The organism is Mycolicibacterium houstonense (assembly GCF_900078665.2).
Taxonomy (GTDB): domain Bacteria; phylum Actinomycetota; class Actinomycetes; order Mycobacteriales; family Mycobacteriaceae; genus Mycobacterium; species Mycobacterium houstonense.
Genome location: NZ_LT546207.1, coordinates 2026901 through 2043917 on the forward strand (window position 1 = coordinate 2026901; position 17017 = coordinate 2043917).

The 17017-nt window shown below is 65.7% G+C and carries 18 protein-coding genes; 11 read left to right on the forward strand and 7 right to left on the reverse strand.

What is annotated here, in order from left to right; genetic code table 11:
* Positions 1-268: 268 nt before the first annotated feature.
* Complete coding sequence (locus tag BN4332_RS10180) at positions 269-970, reverse strand: PfkB family carbohydrate kinase (protein ID WP_235654066.1); 702 nt, start codon at positions 968-970, stop codon at positions 269-271.
* A gap of 318 nt (positions 971-1288) precedes the next feature.
* Here BN4332_RS10180 and BN4332_RS10185 point away from each other — a divergent pair, with 318 nt between their 5' ends.
* A complete protein-coding gene (locus tag BN4332_RS10185; protein WP_066898319.1) occupies positions 1289-1537 on the forward strand; it encodes a hypothetical protein in 249 nt (82 codons plus the stop codon).
* Positions 1538-1546: 9 nt separating this feature from the next.
* Here BN4332_RS10185 and BN4332_RS10190 read toward each other — a convergent pair whose 3' ends face one another.
* Complete coding sequence (locus tag BN4332_RS10190; RefSeq protein ID WP_066898320.1) at positions 1547-2551, reverse strand: LacI family DNA-binding transcriptional regulator; 1005 nt, start codon at positions 2549-2551, stop codon at positions 1547-1549.
* Positions 2552-2634: 83 nt separating this feature from the next.
* Here BN4332_RS10190 and BN4332_RS10195 point away from each other — a divergent pair, with 83 nt between their 5' ends.
* From BN4332_RS10195 to BN4332_RS10215, 5 genes are read left to right on the forward strand one after another with little or no spacing between them, the layout of a single operon-like run.
* Positions 2635-3807, forward strand: coding sequence for a phytanoyl-CoA dioxygenase family protein (locus tag BN4332_RS10195; RefSeq protein ID WP_066898321.1), 1173 nt, complete (start codon positions 2635-2637; stop codon positions 3805-3807).
* Entirely contained in the window at positions 3804-4811 is a 1008-nt protein-coding gene (locus BN4332_RS10200) for a Gfo/Idh/MocA family protein (protein ID WP_066898322.1), read from the forward strand. The genes BN4332_RS10195 and BN4332_RS10200 overlap by 4 nt, the downstream gene beginning before the upstream one ends.
* The gene (locus BN4332_RS10205) at positions 4808-5686 is read left to right on the forward strand and encodes a sugar phosphate isomerase/epimerase family protein (protein ID WP_066898323.1); all 879 of its coding nucleotides are present in this window, start codon (positions 4808-4810) and stop codon (positions 5684-5686) included. Before BN4332_RS10200 ends, BN4332_RS10205 begins: the two co-directional genes overlap by 4 nt.
* Positions 5683-6675, forward strand: a complete 993-nt coding sequence (locus tag BN4332_RS10210) for a Gfo/Idh/MocA family protein (protein ID WP_066898324.1) — start codon at positions 5683-5685, stop codon at positions 6673-6675. Before BN4332_RS10205 ends, BN4332_RS10210 begins: the two co-directional genes overlap by 4 nt.
* 21 nt (positions 6676-6696) lie before the next feature.
* Positions 6697-7473, forward strand: coding sequence for a TIM barrel protein (locus BN4332_RS10215; RefSeq protein ID WP_066898325.1), 777 nt, complete (start codon positions 6697-6699; stop codon positions 7471-7473).
* Positions 7474-7549: 76 nt separating this feature from the next.
* On the opposite strand, the gene BN4332_RS10220 is transcribed toward BN4332_RS10215, so the two are convergent.
* Positions 7550-8632: an aldo/keto reductase gene (locus BN4332_RS10220; RefSeq protein ID WP_066898326.1), complete on the reverse strand. Its 1083-nt coding sequence runs from the start codon at positions 8630-8632 to the stop codon at positions 7550-7552.
* Positions 8633-8783: 151 nt separating this feature from the next.
* On the opposite strand from BN4332_RS10220, the gene BN4332_RS10225 reads away from it, so the two are divergent.
* Together BN4332_RS10225 and BN4332_RS10230 are read left to right on the forward strand one after the other, a co-directional pair.
* Positions 8784-9698, forward strand: coding sequence for an AraC family transcriptional regulator (locus BN4332_RS10225; RefSeq protein ID WP_066898327.1), 915 nt, complete (start codon positions 8784-8786; stop codon positions 9696-9698).
* 40 nt (positions 9699-9738) lie between these two features.
* Positions 9739-10248 carry a nitroreductase family deazaflavin-dependent oxidoreductase gene (locus BN4332_RS10230; protein ID WP_066898328.1) on the forward strand — a complete coding sequence of 170 codons (510 nt, stop codon included), beginning with the start codon at positions 9739-9741 and terminating at the stop codon, positions 10246-10248.
* An 8-nt stretch (positions 10249-10256) separates the two neighbouring features.
* Here the strand turns inward: BN4332_RS10230 and BN4332_RS10235 are convergent, their stop codons facing one another.
* The 4 genes from BN4332_RS10235 to BN4332_RS10250 form a co-directional block, all read right to left on the reverse strand.
* Positions 10257-11072, reverse strand: coding sequence for an ATP-binding cassette domain-containing protein (locus BN4332_RS10235; RefSeq protein WP_036449034.1), 816 nt, complete (start codon positions 11070-11072; stop codon positions 10257-10259).
* A 4-nt stretch (positions 11073-11076) separates the two neighbouring features.
* Complete coding sequence (locus BN4332_RS10240; protein ID WP_066898329.1) at positions 11077-12135, reverse strand: ABC transporter permease; 1059 nt, start codon at positions 12133-12135, stop codon at positions 11077-11079.
* A 2-nt stretch (positions 12136-12137) separates the two neighbouring features.
* Entirely contained in the window at positions 12138-13124 is a 987-nt protein-coding gene (locus tag BN4332_RS10245; protein WP_066898330.1) for a substrate-binding domain-containing protein, read from the reverse strand.
* Positions 13125-13340: 216 nt separating this feature from the next.
* Positions 13341-14078 carry a GntR family transcriptional regulator gene (locus BN4332_RS10250; RefSeq protein ID WP_066898331.1) on the reverse strand — a complete coding sequence of 246 codons (738 nt, stop codon included), beginning with the start codon at positions 14076-14078 and terminating at the stop codon, positions 13341-13343.
* 205 nt (positions 14079-14283) lie between these two features.
* Here BN4332_RS10250 and iolC point away from each other — a divergent pair, with 205 nt between their 5' ends.
* From iolC to iolB, 3 genes are read left to right on the forward strand one after another with little or no spacing between them, the layout of a single operon-like run.
* Entirely contained in the window at positions 14284-15261 is a 978-nt protein-coding gene (iolC, locus tag BN4332_RS10255; protein WP_066898332.1) for a 5-dehydro-2-deoxygluconokinase, read from the forward strand.
* The gene (locus BN4332_RS10260) at positions 15254-16138 is read left to right on the forward strand and encodes a Cgl0159 family (beta/alpha)8-fold protein (protein WP_066898333.1); all 885 of its coding nucleotides are present in this window, start codon (positions 15254-15256) and stop codon (positions 16136-16138) included. Before iolC ends, BN4332_RS10260 begins: the two co-directional genes overlap by 8 nt.
* 2 nt (positions 16139-16140) lie before the next feature.
* A complete protein-coding gene (gene iolB / locus BN4332_RS10265) occupies positions 16141-17016 on the forward strand; it encodes a 5-deoxy-glucuronate isomerase (protein ID WP_066898334.1) in 876 nt (291 codons plus the stop codon).
* The last annotated feature ends 1 nt before the right edge of the window (position 17017 follow it).

Below are 17017 nucleotides of genomic sequence, written 5' to 3' on the forward strand. Positions count from 1 at the left end.
GTCCACCGAATTTTGATGTCACTACCAGTACCGATTATTGCACTCCTCTTAGGCTGCACTTCACCGTGGCGTACCCCGACACGCGGGTGACCTCACGACGAAGGTCCTGTTCGCGGGCGTGAACAAGCCGGGATTGAGACAAAACTGTGGTTTTCGTCACGTTTAGGAGAATGCCATTCTCTAAGGAAAGGGCTACTGGCCGGTAGCTGGCTGCTAGCACTTGCAACCACGGACTTGACACGTGTCGAGTGTAGGCCTCGACCTGGGACTATGCCGAGTCGGGGGCCACGGTATGAACGCGCTTGTCCAACTCCCTGGCCACCAGTTCGCTGGCGGATTCCGCGGCTTGCCGCGGATCGTCGCCCGCCGCGCGGTGCGCGACGTAGCAAGTGGTGAACATGTCCCCCGCCCCGGTTGTCTGGACGTCAAGAACCCGCCAGGCGGCCGGCACGCGTTCCACCGCACCGTCTATATAGATGTCGCACCCCTCCGAGCCGTAGGTCACGAGGATCTCCTCGACGCCGAGCCGTTCGGCGGTCGATGCGTCAAAGGCGCCGTCGGCGACAATCACGGCCTCGTCCTCGGCCAGCTTGAGGATGTCGACATCAGCAAGCAGGCCCGCAGGGAAGCGCCGATCCTCGACCAGCGGTCCCAATCGATCGGCGCGCACCAGACCTTGCCCGTCATAGGCGACCCGGTGCCCGCGCGCCGCCAGCCCAGAGAGCGCCTCGGCCGGGAAATCGGTGCGGAGCAGGGGTGCGAGGTGCACCCAGGTAGTCATCGGATCGGCCAGCTCGATGTCCGCAGCTGTCCACACCGGGCCGATGGCCAGCACGCCCATGTGCCGGTGATCGGTGTCGTCGTAATCGAGGCTGAACGAACTCGTCACGTCGGAGGGCAGGATCTGCACCAGCGACTCGAACCGCGCGCGCAATCCGTCGAACAGGGCGTGATCCCGTTCGGCGCCCATTGCGACGATCCGACCGGTTCCCCCCGCCGCCTGCAGAGCCACCCCGGCGAACGACGCGCATCCTCCCGGGCTCGGCGACGCCCCGTTGATGACGTCGATCGCGAGGTTGCCCAGCACGGTAACCCCAGGGACTAGCTCTCGTGGCATGGGATGAAGTGTCCCGGTCAGGGTGATCGCGGTGCTCCCCGACCCCACCCGACAACGCGGACGTGTTTTCAAAGTGTGATCCATGTCACGCCCACGGGTATGGAATGCGGGCCACAAGATCCGCCTTCAAATCACATAGATAGTCAATGTTGAGACGAAGGATCTGGCGATATGCGCATCGACTCGAAGGTGAAACCGCTTCTCTGTACCGCCGGCTTGGCCGCGGCCGCAGCTTTGGTCGTTCTGGGACTCCAGACCGACCAGGCCACCAGAACACCGGAAATCTCGGCACCCATCGCCCAGACCACCATGCAGTTCGGTGAGACCGTCACCCAATCCGCACCTCCGTCGGCACCCGAGACTCCCGCTGCCACGCCCCCGGTGAAGGCCCAACCGGCGCCGACCGCGGAGCCGGGCTGAGCCGGGAATTCACACCGGCAGGTTGTACGGAGTGATCACCTGAATAGGTACGGGGCGGACCGGCTCGCCCGGCAGCGCTCCGTGCTGCTGCAGGATCAATCGCATGGCCAGCCGCGCATCGGCACGCAGGTCGTTGTGCAGCACCACCGAAATCCTGCCCTCGCGCAGCAGTCTGCGGTTGTCCACGTCGAGATCATGGGCGACAAAGACCCGGCACTGCCGCCCGAGCTTTTCGAATGCCGCCACCGTGGCCGCGTTGCCGCCGCCGGGTGAATAGACCGCCTCCACCGTCGGGTGACGTTTCAGTGCCTCGAGCACCAACCGTTCGTTGGTCGCGTCGATGCCGTCGCTGTCGGTGACCTCGACGACCTCCCGTCCGGAACCGCGCAAACCTGACCGGAATCCCACCTCGCGTTCACCCTCACCGCGAAACACCGTGCGGCTCAGGGTGATCAACACAGCGGATGGGGCGGGACCGAGCCACTGCTCGATCAGATAGGCCGCGGTGGCGCCGGCTCCGTGGTTGTCGATGCCGACGTATGCGCTGCGGGCGCTGGTGGGAATGTCGGTCGTGTAGGTCACCACCGGGACACCGGCGGCCACAAGGTGGTCGACGGCCTCGGCCACCTCTGGTTCGTCGGCCGCCTTGAGCACCACCCCGTGACTGCTGCGAATGCCGGTCAGGGTGTCCACCATCTTGGCGGTCGAGCCGGATTCCCAGAGGTGGAAGCGGGCCCGCAACATGGCCGGTGCGAACGTGGGCAATTCGGCCTCGACGGCAGCGCGAAACGCATCGGAGAACCGCTGGGGCGTCTGCATGACCACGTCGATCAGATAGCGACGACCGTTGAGCCTCAATTGCGCTCGCTGTTTGTCCAGATCGGCAATCGCTTGGCGCACTTCGGCTCGGGTGTTCTCGCGAACGCCCGGACGGTCATTGAGGACCCGGTCCACCGTGGCCTCACTCAAACCGCACTGCTGAGCGATCTCCCGGACCTTGTATCGGTGCGCCACTGACGACCTCCGCGCCGTGCTGATGGTTTTTTGATGGCTTTTTGCCGTTGATTGTGTCACACAGCACAGCAAGACTGTCTGCCATGACCGCGACATTCCGGACTTCGCGCACCGGGCACCGAGCCTGGATCGAGGAGGCCGACTGCTCACTCGATGCCTTCCGCGACCAGGTGTCCCGTACCACCGACGGCGCCGAATACCCCCTCGCCGCCGATATCCGGCACAACGTTCCGGTGTACTCGGCCGCTACCGTCACCGACGCCGAGCCCCGCCGGCTACAGGCCGAGTTGATCCGCGCGCTGGCCGACGGTCCCGGTGTCGTGATGTTCGAAGGGGCCTTCGACGTTGACGTCGTCGACCGGGCCAGCGCAGCGTTCGTCGCCTTGATCGAAGCCCAGCGGACCGACGGCGCGGCCGCCGGTGACCATTTCGGCAAGGCCGGCGCCAACGACCGCATCTGGAATGCCGCGCAGAAGCTTGCCCTGCACTCTCCCGATGTGTATCTCGCCTACTACGCCAACGACGCCCTGGCACGCGTGTCGCAGGCCTGGCTGGGCCCGCGCTATCAGGTCACCTCACAGGTCAACGTCGTCAATCCCGGTGGCGCGGCGCAGGTTCCGCATCGCGACTACCACCTCGGTTTCGTTACCCCGGATCAGCTGGCGGATTACCCGGCGCATCTGCACCGGCTGTCGCCCGCTCTGACGCTGCAGGGCGCCGTGGCCCACTGTGACATGCCGCCGGCCAGCGGCCCCACCATGCTGCTGCCGTACTCCCAGACATTCGAGGCCGGCTACATCGCGTTCTACCGGCCCGAGTTCATCGAGTTCTTCGCCGAGCACCACGTTCAGGTGCCACTGAGCAAGGGCGATGCGGTGTTCTTCAATCCCGCGCTCTATCACGGGGCAGGCAGCAACACGTCGACCGACATCCGGCGCATGGCCAACCTGCTGCAAATCTCCTCGCCGTTCGGGCGCGCGATGGAGGTACTCGACCGCACCGCGATGGTCCGCGCCGTCTACCCCGCGTTGCTGGCGATGAAGGCCGCGGGCCGCCCCGAGCGGGAGTTGGCCAACGCCGTCAACGCCACGGCCGAGGGTTACGCCTTCCCGACGAATCTCGACAAGGACCAACCCATCGGCAGCCTGGCCCCACCCAGCCAGGTCGACACCGTGCTGGCCGCGCTGGCCGACGGCCTTACCCCCGACGAACTCGACACCATCCTCGATCAGCAGCAAGAACGGAGAATCCCATGACCACGCTCGGCGTAATCGGACTGGGCCGCATCGGCGCATTCCACACCGAAACCCTTTCCGGGATAGATGGTTTGGACGGGCTGGTGATCACCGACGAGCGCACTGACGTCGCGGCGGCAGTGGCCGCCAAGCACGGCGCCAAGGCCGTCGACACCGTCGACGAACTGTTGTCCTCGGGTGTCGACGGGGTGGTGGTGGCTGCCGCCACCCCGGCACACGCCGAGCTGACGTTGGCCGCAGTCGAGCGTGGCATACCGACCTTCTGCGAGAAGCCGATAGCGTCCACCGCTGCCGAGAGCGCGCGGGTGGCCGAGGTCATCGCCCGCTCCGGCGTGCCCGTGCAGGTCGGGTACCAGCGTCGCTTCGATGCGGCCTTCGCCGCGGCCAAGCGTGCGGTGGACGATGGCTCGCTGGGCATTCTGCACACGGTGCGCAGCACCACGATGGATCCGGCTCCCCCGCCGCTGGACTACATCAAGGGTTCGGGGGGAATCTTCCGGGATTGCGCGGTCCACGATTTCGACATCATCCGGTGGATCACCGGTCAGAACGCGGTAGAGGTCTACGCCACCGGATCGGTGCAGGGTGACCCGCTGTTCGCCGAGTACGGCGACGTGGACACCGCCGCGGTCGTCGTGCGGTTCGACGGCGGCGCGCTTGGCGTGGTGTCCAACGCCCGCTACAACGCGCGCGGGTACGACTGCCGCCTGGAGGTGCACGGATTCGACGACAGCGTCGCCGCCGGCTGGGACCAGGGTGTGCCGATTCGAAATGTGGATCCCGCCAACACCTTCCCGTCCGGTCCCGCACACAACTTCTTCATGGACCGATTCACCGAGGCGTTCCGCACCGAGCTTGCCGGCTTCGTCGAGGTGGCCAAGGGCGCGCCGGTCGCCGGCGCCACGGTGGCCGACGCCGTGGAGGTGGCCTGGCTGGCCGAGGCCGCCACCGAGTCCCTGCGCCGGGGCACTCCGGTGCGCATCGAGGAGGTTCGCAACACATGAGCAGCGACCGGGGGATCAAAATCGCCGGCGCACCGATCTCGTGGGGCGTGTGCGAGGTTCCCGGCTGGGGCTACCAGCTCGAGCCTGACCGCGTGTTGAGCGAGATGCACGGGGCCGGGCTGTCCGCGACCGAGCTGGGTCCGGACGGCTTCCTGCCTGGCGATACCGTCGAACTCACTGAGGTTCTTGCGGCACATCATCTCTCATGTGTCGGTGGGTTCGTTCCCGTGGTGCTGCACGATGCCGGCCATAACCCGGCCGAGGATCTCGCCGGACCACTCACCTCGCTTCGCGCAGCGGGTGCCGGTGTCGTGGTGTTGGCAGCGGCTACCGGGGCCGATGGCTACGACTCGCGGCCCGAACTCGACGACGACCAGTGGGCGACGCTGCTGGCCAACCTCGACCGGCTCTCCGGAATCGCGTCCGAGGCCGGTCTGTTGGCCGTGCTTCACCCACACGTCGGCACGATGGTCGAAACCCGCGACGACGTGGACCGGGTGCTGGCCGGTTCGACGATCCCGCTGTGCCTGGACACCGGCCATCTGCTGATCGGCGGCACCGACCCCCTGGAACTGGCGAAGGCCGTGCCGCACCGCATCAAGCACACCCATCTGAAGGACGTGGATGCCGCGTTGGCCGCCAAGGTGCAATCCGGTGAGATCACCTATACCGATGCGGTGCGCGCCGGTATGTATACGCCGTTGGGCACCGGGGACATCGACATCTCGGGGATTGTCTCGGTGTTGCGAGACAACGGGTTCGACGGTTGGTTCGTGTTGGAGCAGGACACCATCCTGGACGGCGCACCGGCCGGGGACGGTCCGCTCGCCGACGTGCTCACCAGTGTGGCCTACCTCAATTCCGTGACCTCGTGACCGGACTGCGCATCGGTATTCTCGGCGCGTCCCGAATCGCCGAGAAGGCGATCGTGGGACCCGCGCAGGAGCTTGGTCACCGACTCGTGGCGGTCGCCGCGCGTGATCCACAGCGCGCGGCGGCTTTTGCCGAGAAGTTCGGCGTGGAACGCGTCGTGGGCTCGTACGCCGACGTGATCGACGACCCGGAAGTCGACGTCGTCTACAACCCGTTGGCCAACGGTTTGCATGCCCCGTGGAATCTGGCGGCGGTCGCCGCCGGCAAGCCTGTGCTCAGTGAGAAGCCGTTCGCACGCAACAGGTCTGAGGCCGCCACCGTCGCGCGGGCCGCTGAGGCAGCCGGGGTGACCGTGCTGGAGGGGTTCCACTACTTTTTCCACCCCGTTACCCAGCGGGCCTTCACGTTGGCAGCCGGCGGCGAGATAGGTCGGCTCACCCGGGTCGAGGTACGGATGGCGATGCCCGCGCCTGACGACGACGATCCGCGCTGGTCACTCGAGCTCGCGGGTGGTGCGCTCATGGACCTCGGCTGCTACGGCATGCACATCCTGCGGTCGTTGGGCCGCCTCGACGCCGACGGGCTTCGCGGCGCACCGACCATCACGTCCGCCCAGGCTCGACAGCACTCGCCCGGTGTGGACGCGACCTGCGACGTGGAGCTCGAGTACCCGGGCGGTGCAACCGCACTGAGCGCCAATTCGATGGTGGCAACTGAGTATTCGTTCACCATGCAGATCACCGGACAGGACGGCGAGCTGCTGGTGCACGACTTCATCCGGCCCAACGACGACGATCGGATCACCGTCCGTACCGCCGCCGGTGAACGCATCGAACGGCTCGGAACCCGGGCCAGCTACACGTATCAATTGAAAGCGTTCGCAGACCACGTCCAGAACGGTGCGGCCCTGCCGTTCGGGCTCGCGGACGCGGTGACCAACATGGCCTACGTCGACGCCGCATACCGGGCCGCAGGATTGCCGCCGCGGTAGCCCGGCTCAAGGAGAAGGACAATGACCCAGACATTCGAACTGGCGGTCTGTGCCGAGATGGTCTTCACCGACCTCGATATCGTCGAGCGCACCCGACAGATCTCCGAACTCGGCTTCTCCGTGGAGATCTGGAGCTTCGACGACAAGGATCTCGACGCGCTGGCCGCGACCGGCGCCCGATTCTCGTCGATGACCGGATATCTGCACGGCGACCTCTACGACGCCGACGGCGCCCGCGAGGTGGTCCGGACCGCTGAGGCCGCGATCAAGGCCGCAGCGGTGCTCGGCGTTCCGCGCCTCGTCGTGCACCCCGGCGAGCTGGTAGCGGGGCAGGCCGCCCGCCCGCAGTACCGGGCCACCGGCGAGATGTGGCTGTCTGCGCTGCGTGGACTCGAAGCGCTCGGCGAACTCGGCGCCGACGCGGGCGTGACGTTCTGCCTGGAGAACCTCAACACGATCGTCGACCATCCCGGCGTTCCGCTCGCCCGCGCCAAGGACACCCTGGCGCTGATCGAGGCCGTCGACCATCCGAACGTCAAGATGATGCTCGACCTCTATCACGCCCAGATCGGCGAGGGAAACCTCGTCGAGCTGGTGCGCCGGGCCGGGTCGGCGATCGGCGAGATCCAGGTCGCCGACGTGCCGGGTCGCTGCGAACCCGGCACCGGCGAGATCCACTATCCGGCTGTGGCAAAGGCGTTGCGGGACAGCGGCTATATCGGGCCGGTCGGCATGGAGGCTTACGCGTCCGGCGATAGCGTCGCCGCGTTGGAGGCGTTCCGCGCCGCGTTCTCGTGACGCGTCGTCAGCACCGCGAGCGGGCGCGTCTGCTGGTAGGCGCGCCGCCAGACAGCAGCATTTCGGGCATGGTCGGTCAGTATCGAACGTCGCTTGCCAGCAGCGGCGGATAGACGCCGGACGGCTCACCGTCGACAGTGGTGCCGGCGAACTGCAGAGTCGTTCGCATGACGCCGTTCAGGTCGGCCGGGTAGTTCAACGTGGGGGCCGAAACTTTGTCGAGGCGCTTGAGCTGATCGGCCTGCAACTCGATGTCGAGTCCGGCCAGGTTGGACTCCAGGTGCGCCAATCGTCGGGCACCGATGATGGGCACCACCGTGCCGGTGCGGGCGCGCAGCCAGGCCAGTGCGACTGCTGCCGGCGATGTTTCGAGCTCGTCGGCAATGTCGGCGACCGTCTCGATGACGACGTACTCGTCCTCGCTCGGACCGCCGACGTACGCGGCGCGCGCAGAATCCACGACGTCGGCGCCGCGACGGTACTTGCCCGACAGGAAGCCGTTCTTCAACGGGCTCCACGGCACCAGCGCCATGCCCTGGTCCAGTGCCAGCGGCGCCAATTCTCCTTCGACTGTGCGGGCCAACAGCGAATACTCGACCTGCAACGCGATCAGCGGTGTCCAGCCCCGCAGCAACGCCATGGTCTGGGCCTGGGCGGTGACCCAGGCCGGCGTGTTGGAGAACCCGATGTACCGGATGGTGCCCACGCGCACCAGATCGTCGAGCGTACGCATGGTCTCTTCGATCGGCGTGTGTCGATCCCAGTTGTGCAGCCAGTACACGTCCAGATAGTCGGTCTGCATGCGACGCAAGGTCTCGTGCAGCTGCGCGATGATCGACGATCGACCGGCGCCACCACCGTTCGGATCCCCGGGGAACAGATTGCTGAAGAATTTCGACGCCAGCACGACACGTTCACGGCGGCCCTGGCTGCGGGCGAAGAAGTCGCCGAGGATCCGTTCGGAGTGCCCGTTGGTGTAGAAGTTGGCGGTGTCGATGAAGTTCCCGCCGCGGTCCAGGTAGGCAGCGAGGATGCGCTCGGATTCCTCGACAGTGGTTCCCGCAGCGCCAGGATCCTCTCCAAATGTCATCGCCCCGAGCGCGAACGGGCTGACCCGCAGACCGGACCGACCGAGAGTGACGTAGCTGTCCAGTGACATGGAATTGCTCCTTGGGTAGAAGAATTGGATATCCCCATCGAAGCTTCACGCCCGCAGCAGCGGTAGATCGATCGTCGCCCGTTCTTGCACAATCCTGCTCAACTTGCGTCTATCTGACTATTGCTGCGACCACGGATGGTTGGGTGATGTCATGCGCACCGCATCCGATTCCCTCGCCGAGATACGCCGGTTGATCGATGTGCACGCCCGCCCCGACCTGGGTACGGACATCGACGGCCTGCTGCTGTCGAAGGTCGCCGGCCCGCAGAGCCCGGACTACTCGCTGACCGAACCCCTGCTGGTCGTCATGGCCCAAGGAGGCAAGCAGCTGCTGCTCGGTGACGCGGTATTCGAATACCGCGCCGGGCAGTATCTGATCGTGGCGGCGAGCCTGCCCGTCACGGGCCACTATCTGGACACCACCGTGACGCATCCGTCGCTGGCGATGGGATTGGTGTTGCGCCCCGCGGCCTTGGCAGCATTGACGCTGCAGGCGCCTGCCGAATCCTGGTCGCGGGCCGCCGCCCCGGCGATCGCCACGGGTGATGCCGACCCAGACTTGCTCGACGCCGTGGCCCGGTTGCTGCGCCTGCTCGAGTGTCCCGCGGATGCCCCGGTACTCGCACCGCTGATCGAACAGGAGATCCTGTGGCGAGTGCTGACCGGCAGGCATGGCGCCACAGTGCGTCAGATCGCTTTGGCCGACAGCCATCTGTCCCACATCAACCGGGCGATCGCCTGGATGCGGGACAACTTCGCCGAGCCTGTCCGGGTGGAGGAACTCGCCAAGATGTCCGGCATGAGCGTGTCTGCTTTTCACCGGCAGTTCCGTGCGGTGACTGCCATGAGTCCCTTGCAGTTCCAGAAGCGAATCCAGTTGCAGCAAGCCCGATCCCTGCTTCTGGCCGATTTCGGTGACGTGGCCGGGATCGGCCACCGGGTGGGCTATGACAGCCCCTCTCAGTTCAACCGCGAATACCGCCGGATGTTCGGTGCACCTCCGGGCCAGGACGCAGCGCGGATGCGCACTGCCGGGCCATCGGAAGAACAGAAGCGCTTGCTGTGATTCCGTCGCGCCACCCGGCCGGCCCGCGCACAATGGCGGGATGTCCGCGGCATCCTTCCCACACGCCAAATGGGGGCGTGACGACATCTCGCCGTTGTTCAAGCCGGTGTTCGCGTTCGCCGCATCCCCGTTCGGTTCGAAGGTGATCCGCGCGATCGTTCCGTTCGACGAACGCGTGGTCAGCCGCACCAAGGGCCGTTTCTCGTTGTTCGGCCCGTTGTCGATGCCCGAACTGCTCTTGACTACCACCGGTCGGAAATCCGGCCTGCCGCGCACCTCCGTGCTCAGCTACGTCCACGAAGGCGACCGCCTCCTGGTGATGGGTAGCAACTTCGGCCAGCAGCATCATCCGTCGTGGTCGACCAATCTGGTGACCGAACCGCAGGCCTCGATATCGATGGCCGGGCAAGACATCCCGGTTACAGCAACGTTGCTCACGGACGGCGAGCGGGACGCGGCTCTACAGCGGTTTCTCGCCTACCCGATGTACCGGGCCTACCAGACCCGCACCGACCGCGACCTGCGGGTGTTCGCACTGACGCGCAGATAGTGCAGTGGTCAGCGGCGGAGTTCGTGGCTCAAGGCCTCGAGTTCGTTACCACCGGCCATCTCCTGGGTCAGGGTTTCCAGCGAGATCTCGTCGTAGGTGCAGTCCAGCTTCTGCCGTCCACGGTTCAGCAGCACGAAGTGGTCACCCACCATGTGCGCGTGGTGCGGGTTGTGAGTGATGAAGATGACGCCGAACCCCTGTTCCTTGGCAGCGGTGATGTAACGCAGCACCATTCCGGACTGCTTGACGCCGAGAGCCGCAGTCGGCTCGTCGAGGATCAGCACCCGGGCCCCGAAGAAGATCGCCCGCGCGATCGCCACACACTGACGCTGGCCACCTGACAGCGAGCCGATCGGCGCGTCGACATCGGGCAGGTCGATACCCATCTTGTGCAGCTCGGAGATGGTGGTCGCGCGCATCGCGGAAATATCCAGCGACGGCAGGATACCCTTCTTGCGCAACTCGTTTCCGAGAAAGAAGTTGCGCCACACGGGCATCAGCGAGACCACCGCGAGGTCCTGGTACACCGTCGCGATTCCGGCCTTGAGCGAGTCCTTGGGCGAGTCGAACACGGTGGGCGTGCCGTCGATCAGCAACTCCCCTTCCGTGGGTTTGTGCAGACCCGCGATGATCTTGATCAACGTGGACTTGCCCGCACCGTTGTCGCCGAGCACGCCCGTCACCTCACCGGCACCCACTCGCAGGTTGATGTCCTTGAGCGCGATGATGTTTCCGTAGCTCTTGCCGACGTGTTTGAGTTCGACGAGCGGCACCGCGCCGCCCGACGGGGTCTCCGCGATCGGGGCTTCAGCAGTTGTGCTCATCTACTTACCTTTTCGCTGCGTAGTTACGGACGACGTTGTTGGCGATCACCGCGAACAGCAGCATCCCGCCGAGGAAGAACTTGAACCAGTCCGGGTTCCACCCGGCGTAGACGATGCCCTGGTTGGTCATGCCGAAGATGAAGGCACCGATCAGGGTTCCGATCGCGGTGCCGTAGCCACCGGTGAGCAGGCATCCGCCGACCACCGCGGCGATGATGTAGAAGAACTCGTTGCCGATTCCCTGGCCGGACTGCACGGTGTTGAACGCGAACAGCAGGTGCATGCCGACGAACCAGGCGCAGAAGCTGACCACCATGAACAGGCCGATCTTCACCTTCATCACCGGAACACCGACGGCGCGGGCGCTGTCCTGGTTACCTCCTACGGCGAAGATCCAGTTGCCGATCTTGGTCTTGAACAGCACGTAGGTGGCGATGACGACGAACAGGATCCACCACAACACGGTGACGCGCACCGACACCCCGAGGATGTTGAACGACGAGGCGAATACTGCTCGGCCGGAATCGAATCCCTCCATGTCCGACACGCTCGGGGTGGCGACCTGGCCGGACAGCAGCTTGGTGACCGCGAGATTGATGCCGGCCAGCATAAAGAAGGTGCTCAGTGTGATGAGGAACGACGGGATCTTGGTCTTCATCACCATGTAGCCGTTGAAGAAGCCGACGGCCAGCGCCATCACCAGCGCGAGGGCGGCGCCCGTCCACAGATTCAGGTGCAGGTTGTACGACAACATCGAGGCGGACAGCGATGCGGTGGTGACGGCAACGCCTGAGGACAGGTCGAACTCACCGCCGATCATCAGCACGCCCACCCCGACGGCCATGATGCCGATTGTCGAACTGGCATAGAGCACGGTGGCCAGGGCTTCCGGGGTCCGGAAGGGCGGGGCGACGATCAGGAACAGTACGAAGATGCCGATCGCACCGATCGCCGCACCCATCTCTGGGCGAATCAGCAAGCGCTGCAGCTTGTTCTGTTCCTTGACCCGCTCGTCGCGGATGACCTTGTGTGTTTCGAGATTGAGGTCTGCCTGGGTACTCATGTCTAGCGCGTCCCGTTCTTCGCGTACTCGGCGACCGAGTCGATGTTCGTCTTGTCGATGAACGACGGACCGGTCAGTGTCGGCTGATTGCCGCCAATGACGTTGCCGTTGTTGAGGTAGAGCCACAGTGAGTCGACGGCGAGGTAGCCCTGCAGGAACGGTTGCTGGTCGACGGCCCATTGGACGTCACCGTTCTTGATCGCGTCGACCAGCGCGGCATTGGTGTCGAACGTGCCGACCTTGGCCGAGCTGCCGGAGTTGCGGACCGACTGCACCGCGGTCGGCGCGAACGGCGCACCGAGCGTCACCACATAGTCGATTGACCGGTCCTGCTGCAGCTTGGCGGTGATGGTCGACTCGACCGACGGCATGTCCTTGCCGTTGACGTTGAGCGTCTCGGTCGCCGGGAAGGTGTTCTTGACGCCGGCACAGCGGGCCTCCAGGTCGACGTGGCCTTGTTCCTGGATCACGCACAGGACCTTCTTGGCGCCTTCTTCGGTGAGCCGCCGGCCGGCTTCCTGTCCGGCGATGTAGCCGTCCTGACCGAAGTATTCCTTGACGCCGATTTTTTGCCAGGCATCGAGACCGGCGTTGAACGCGACCGTGGGAATGCCTTTGCCCGTGGCGTTTTCGATGGCGGCCTTCATGGCGTCCGGTTTGGCCAGCGTCACCGCGATTCCCTGCACGCCGCTGTCCACGGCTGTCTGGACCAGGTTGGCCTGATTGGGCGCCTCGGGGTCGGAGGAGTAGCGCAGCTCGATGTTGTCCTTCTTCGCCGCCGTCTCGGCGCCCTTGCGGACCAGGTCCCAGAAGGAGTCACCCGGCACCTCGTGGGTGATCATCGCGATGGTGGCCCGGGGGGTGTCGACGGTTCCGCCGCCCGTTCCGCCACCGTTGCCGCGCGGCTTTCCACCGGTGCTGGAGCACGCCGCGGCGCCCATCACCAGCACACCCGCCGCAGCTATCACCGCGAGCCGACTGAACCTCATTGTTTCTCCTTGCCATCGACGTCGCCGCGGTGCTTATGCGTCTGACTGACAAGCGACACGGCCTCGCAGTCGATGTAATACCGCTCACATTCGAAAGTCAAGACTTTGTTCGGACATTAGGACCGCATATCAAACGCAAGCACGGCACCGGAGGACCGGTGCCGCGGGGCGAAGAGGTGACGAAAGACTCAGGGAGAGAACCAGTTCAGCGATTCCCTAGCGATCCACGAGGGTGGTGTCGAAGTAGTAGCGCGAGGCGCGGTACACGTGACTTCCGTACTCCACGATGCGTCCCGAATCGTCGAATGCCGTCCGTTCCATCACCAGCAGCGGAGCCTTGGGCTTCTCGTCGAGCAGCCGCGCCTCGTCCCGACTGGCCGCCCTGGCCCCGATCCGCTGCCGGGCCAGCCTGATGTGGACACCCCGTGAACGAAGGGACCGGTACAGACCCGACTGTGCCAACTGCTCCTCGTCGGGCGCGAGTGCGGCGGGCAGGTAGTTGGTCATCACGGCCAACGGCTGGCCGTTCGACGTACGCAGCCGGCGCATGGTCGCAACCTCGCTGCCGGTCGGGAGGTTCAGCCATCCGGCGATCTCGTCGGACGCCGGCCCGATCGAGTACTCGAGCACCTTCGTGGCCGGTTCCTGACCCGCGCGGGCCAGATCGTCATACAAACTGGTCAGCTCGACGGGGCGGTGCACTGGGGTCTGGACCACCTGCGTGCCGACGCCGCGCTTGCGAACCAGCAGACCCTTGTCGACGAGTTCCTGGATGGCGCGCCGGGTGGTCGGCCGAGACAGGTTGAGCCGGCTGGCCAGAGCGAGCTCGTTCTCGAACCGGTCCCCCGGCTTGAGCTGTCCGTCCAGGATCGCCTTCTCGAAAACCTGGGCGACCTGGAAGTACAGCGGCACCGGGCTCGAACGGTCGAGCTCGACGGACAGCGTCGGGGTCACTCTCGCTCCGATCCTCGTGTGGTCCACGCCCGGTTTGCGCGGGGCGGATTCTCAGCGTACCTGCCTAATGACTGAAAGTAAGAATGTCCGAACAAAGTCTTGACACGAGACCGTGACGGAGAGCACTCTCGACAGCGAGAGCGCAGCACTCGCCACCGCTCGAATTCATGCCTACTCGCATACGCACCGCATACGGGAGTCAACCGTGACAGATACCGCCAACAAGGAATTCGATGTCCTTGCCATCGGGCGCAGCGGAGTCGACGTCTATCCCCTGCAGATCGGAGTTGGCCTGGAGGAGGTCACGTCGTTCGGCAAGTTCCTGGGCGGCAGCGCCGCGAATGTCGCGGTCGCAGCAGCGCGTCTGGGCAATCGCAGCGCACTGATCTCAGGGGTCGGGGAAGACCCGTTCGGCCGGTATGTGCGCAACGAACTCGCCGCCCTCGGCGTCGACAACCGCTTCGTCACCACCCACGGCGAGTTCCCCACACCGGTGACGTTCTGCGAGATCTTCCCGCCCGACGATTTCCCGCTGTACTTCTACCGCAAGCCGTCGGCGCCCGATCTGCAGATCCGCGCCGACGAGATCGACGCCGAAGCCGTCCGCAGCGCCCGGTTGTATTGGTCGACGGTCACCGGATTGTCCGAGGAGCCCAGCCGCGCAGCGCATTTTGCCGCCTGGCAGGTCCGGGGGCGAGCACCGCTGACCGTCCTCGATCTCGACTACCGGCCGATGTTCTGGGAGACCCCGGCCGCGGCCACCGAACAGGTTCAGCGCGCACTTCAGCACGTCACCGTGGCAGTGGGCAACCGCGAGGAATGTGAGATCGCGGTCGGTGAGACCAACCCGCACAAGGCTGCCGACGCCCTGCTCGACCTCGGCGTGGAGCTGGCGATCGTCAAACAAGGACCGCGCGGCGTGCTGGGCAAGACCAAGCAGAGTGCAGTCACCGTACCGCCCAACGAAGTCGATGTGGTGAACGGCCTCGGTGCTGGAGATGCCTTCGGCGGCAGCCTCATTCACGGTCTTTTGCACAACTGGCCGCTGGAGAAGACCTTGCGCTACGCCAATGCCGCCGGGGCCATCGTCGCCTCCAGGCTCGAATGCTCGACCGCGATGCCGACCGCCGCGGAGGTGGCCGCCCTCGCCGACCAAACCGCCGTGGAGGCCGTCAATGTCTAGACCCACCGTGTGCACGGACTACGCCGCCATCACCGAACTCCGGGCGTCCGAGCCCGGCACGATCGCCGCGGCCTGGCAGCACCGCACCACCCGGCCCACCGTGCGGGGTGACGGCAAGCTCATGATCGTCGCGGCCGATCATCCGGCCCGCGGCGCGCTCGCCGTCGGATCCCGGCCCACCGCCATGAACAGCCGCACCGACCTGCTCGACCGACTGTGCACGGCCCTCGCCGACCCCGGGGTCGACGGCGTGCTGGCCACCGCCGACATTCTCGACGACCTGCTGCTGCTCGGCGCGCTGGAGGACAAGGTGGTGTTCTCCTCCTTCAACCGAGGCGGGCTGGCCGGGTCGTCCTTCGAACTCGACGACCGGATGACGGGCGCCACCGCGGCATCGACGGCCGCGGCCCGCATGAATGGCGGAAAGATGTTGTGCCGCATCGACCTCGACGATCCCGGGACGGTGTCCACGCTGGCGTCGTGTGCCCAGGCGGTCGACGCGCTCGCCGCACACGGCCTGATCGCCATGCTGGAGCCCTTCATGTCCAGCCGGGTCGACGGCAAGGTCCGCAACGACCTGTCCCCCGACGCGGTGATCAAGTCGGTACACATCAGCCAGGGTCTGGGGTCGACCTCGGCATACACCTGGATGAAGCTTCCGGTTGTCGACGAGATGGATCGGGTGATGGAGTCGACCACCATGCCCACGCTGCTGCTGGGCGGTGACCCGACCGATCCCGACGCCGCGTTCGCATCCTGGGAGAAAGCGTTGGCCCTGCCCTCGGTACGGGGCCTGATCGTGGGACGCACTCTGTTGTACCCGCCCGACGACGACGTCCGCTCAGCGGTGGCGACCGCGGTGAAGTTGGTGAGGTGACGATGCACTCCAAGTGGTATATCCCGGCCCGCAGCGCCGAACTGCCGTTCACCGTCGAGGTCACCCCGGAATCCGCCGGATGGGCTGAATCCTCGTTGCGGGTACTGGAATTGGATGACAGCCAGTCAGCGGAACTGCACACCGGCCACACCGAGGTCATGATCATTCCGCTGACCGGTGGCGGCACCGTCGAGTGCGGCGCGGAAACCTTTGAACTGTCCCCGCGGTCCTCGGTGTTCGACGGCCCCGCGGACATGGTCTATCTCGGCATCGGACAGGAATACCGGCTCTCCGGTGCGGGCCGCTTCGCGATCTGCGGGGCCCGCGCATCGCGGTCATTTCCGAACCGACGGCGCGCCGCCGCCGACGTCCCCGTCGAACTTCGCGGTGCCGGCAATTGCAGCCGCCAGGTCCACAACTTCGGTACCGCCACCACGTTCGAGGCCGACTCGCTGATCGCGTGCGAGGTCATCACCCCGGGCGGCAACTGGTCGAGCTATCCGGCGCACAAACATGACGAGAACACCGAGGTGGAGACTCAGCTGGAAGAGATCTACTACTTCGAGATCGCCGACAGCCCCGCCGGCACAACGGGATTCGGGTATCACCGGGTCTATGGCACTCCGGAGCGCCCGATCGAGGTGCTGGAGGAAGTCCGCACCGGCGACGTCGTGCTGGTGCCACACGGCTATCACGGTCCGTCGATCGCGGCACCGGGCCACCACATGTATTACCTCAACGTCATGGCCGGGTCCGGCCCCGACCGGGCCTGGCTGATCTGTGACGACCCGAACCACACCTGGCTGCGGAACAGCTGGGAGCACCAGGAAATCGATTCCCGGCTGCCGTTCGGCACCGGCCCACGCGAAGGAGCCTGAT